1 protein-coding gene is annotated in these 3038 nt (G+C 73.0%); it reads left to right on the top strand.

Annotated elements, in window-relative coordinates:
* Positions 1–2937 (top strand): molybdopterin-dependent oxidoreductase (locus GJV82_RS19035; RefSeq protein ID WP_155100304.1); only part of this gene is annotated, 2937 nt, incomplete at its 5' end.
* Between the last annotated feature and the right edge of the window lie 101 nt (positions 2938–3038).

Raw genomic sequence — 3038 nt, 5'->3', positions numbered from 1 at the left:
CACCCCGGCACCGACGGCGCCCTCGCCCAGGCCATGGGCCACGTCATCCTCACCGAGCACTACGCGCAGCGCCGCACCCCGCAGTTCGCGGAGTACGCGGCGCGTTTCACCGACCTCCCGCACCTCGTCGTCCTCGACGAGCACGACGACGGTTCGGGGTCGGGCGCGGCGTACGTGCCCGGGAAGTTCCTCACCGCGGCCGACCTGCCCGACGGCGTCGGCCGCCCCGGCGACGACGACGCGGGCTCGGCGAACGCGCGCTTCAAGACCGTCGTGCTCGACGCGGACGGCACCCCGCGCGTCCCGCACGGCAGCCTCGGTCACCGCTACGGCGAGGCCGACGCCGGGCGGTGGAACCTCGACCTCGGCGACATCGACCCTCTCCTGTCCGTCGCCGACCCGCACGGCGTCTTCTTCCGGAACCCGACGGCCGCGCAGACCGACGGCGGGACAGGCACCGGGGCGTACGAGACCGTCGCCGTCGGGCTGCCGCGGTTCGACCTCGACCCGGCGCCGGGCGACGACGCGGGCGCGCACCTGGGCGGTGCGGGCGTCGTCGTGCGCGGCGTGCCGGCGCGGCGCGTCGGCGGGCGGCTCGTGACGACGGTGCTCGACCTGCTGCTCGCGCAGTACGGCGTGAACCGCCCGGAGCTCGCCCTGCCCGGCGAGTGGCCCGCGGGCTACGACGACCCCGCGACGCCCGCGACGCCGGCCTGGCAGGAGCGGTTCACGGGTGTCCCGGCCGCGGCGGCGGAGCGGATCGGGCGCGAGTTCGCGCAGAACGCGCTCGACTCGGGCGGGCGCTCGATGATCATCATGGGCGCCGGGACCAACCACTGGTTCCACTCGGACACGATCTACCGGGCGATGCTCGCGCTGACGACGCTCACCGGCTGCCAGGGCGTGAACGGCGGCGGCTGGGCGCACTACGTGGGCCAGGAGAAGTGCCGCCCCGTGACGGGGTGGGCCCAGTACGCGGGCGGTCTCGACTGGTCGCGACCGCCGCGCCAGATGATCGGCACCGCGTTCTGGTACCTCGCGACGGACCAGTGGCGCTACGACGGCCTGCCCGCGGACGCGCTCGCGTCGCCGCTCGCGCAGGGCCAGTTCTCAGGCCGCACGACGGCGGACACGCTCGTGGAGTCGGCACAGCGCGGCTGGATGCCGAGCTACCCGACGTTCGACCGCAACCCGCTCGACCTCGTGGACGAGGCCCGCGCGGCGGGCAAGGAGCCGGCGCAGCACGTCGTCGACGAGCTGAAGGCCGGGACCCTCCGGTTCGCGTGCGAGGACCCGGACGACCCGGTGAACTTCCCGCGCGTCGTCACGGTGTGGCGCGCGAACATCCTGGGCTCGTCGGGCAAGGGGAACGAGTACTTCCTGAGGCACCTGCTGGGGACGGACGCGGCGGTCAACGCCGCGGAGTCCGCCCCCGAGCGGCGCCCGCGCTCGATGACGTGGCGGGACGAGGCGCCCCGGGGGAAGCTCGACCTGCTCGTGACCCTCGACTTCCGCATGACGTCGACGACGCTGTTCTCGGACGTCGTGCTGCCGGCCGCGACCTGGTACGAGAAGCACGACCTGTCCTCGACGGACATGCACCCGTTCGTGCACTCGTTCAACCCGGCGATCAACCCGCCCTGGCAGACGCGCACCGACTTCGACATCTTCCACACGCTCGCGGGGAAGGTGTCCGAGCTCGCGGTGACGCACCTCGGGGTGCGGGAGGACCTCGTCGCCGCGCCGCTCGCGCACGACACCCCGGACGAGATGGCGGTGCCGCACGGCGCGCTCACCGACGCGGGGCAGCCGGTCACCGAGCGGGACCTCGTGCCGGGCGTGACGATGCCGAAGCTCGTGGTCGTCGAGCGCGACTACCCGGCGTTCGCGGCGCGCATGGCCGCGCTCGGCCCGCTCACGGAGAAGGCCGGCATGGTGACGAAGGGCGTGCAGTTCTCGCCCGCGCCGGAGGTTGCGGACCTCGGCCGGCGCAACGGGCTCGTGCCGGACGGACCCGCCGCGGGCCGCCCGCGCCTCGACCGCGACACGCACGCGTGCGAGATGATCCTCGCCCTCTCGGGGACGACGAACGGCCGCCTCGCCGTGCAGGGGTTCGAGCACGTGGAGCAGCGCACGGGCACGCGGCTCGCGGACCTCGCGCTCGACGAGCAGGGCAAGCGGGTCACGTTCCCGGACGTGCAGTCGCGCCCGACGCCGGTCATCACCTCGCCCGAGTGGTCCGGCTCCGAGCACGGGGGCCGTCGGTACTCGGCGTTCGTCGTCAACGTGGAACGGCTCAAGCCGTGGCACACGCTCACGGGTCGGCAGCACTTCTACCTCGACCACGACTGGATGATCGAGCTCGGCGAGCACCTGCCGGTCTTCCGCCCGCCGCTCGACATGCACCGGCTCTTCGGCGACTCGCCGGTCGTGGGCGACACGTCGCCGTCGGGCTACCCGGGGGCGAGCGGCCACGCCGAGGTCGCCGTGCGGTACCTGACACCGCACAACAAGTGGTCGATCCACTCCGAGTACCAGGACAACCTGTTCATGCTGTCGCTCTCGCGCGGCGGGCCGGGCATCTGGATGAGCCCGGCCGACGCGGCGAAGATCGGCGTCGCGGACAACGAGTGGATCGAGGCGTACAACCGCAACGGCGTCGTGGTGGCGCGCGCGATCGTCAGCCACCGCATGCCCGAGGGCACGGTCTACATGTTCCACGCGACGGACCGCACGATCGACGTCCCGCTCGCCGAGACGTCGGGCCTGCGCGGCGGCATCCACAACTCGCTCACGCGCATCCTGCTCAAGCCGACGCATCTCGCGGGCGGGTACGCGCAGCTGTCGTACGCGTTCAACTACCTCGGTCCCACGGGGAACCAGCGCGACGAGATGACCGTCATCCGGCGCCGGAGCCAGGAGGTGCGGTACTCGTGACCGGGTCAGGGGCAGCAGGCGGCCGCGGGCCGACCGGCCGGGAGGGGGTGGCGTCGTGCGCGTGATGGCGCAGATGTCGATGGTGATGAACCTGGACAAGT

Origin of the sequence: Cellulosimicrobium composti (assembly GCF_009711085.1) — a bacterium.
GTDB lineage: Bacteria > Actinomycetota > Actinomycetes > Actinomycetales > Cellulomonadaceae > Cellulosimicrobium > Cellulosimicrobium composti.
Note: the sequence above shows the minus strand (reverse complement) of the source record. Positions and strands in the feature narration are given on the sequence as shown.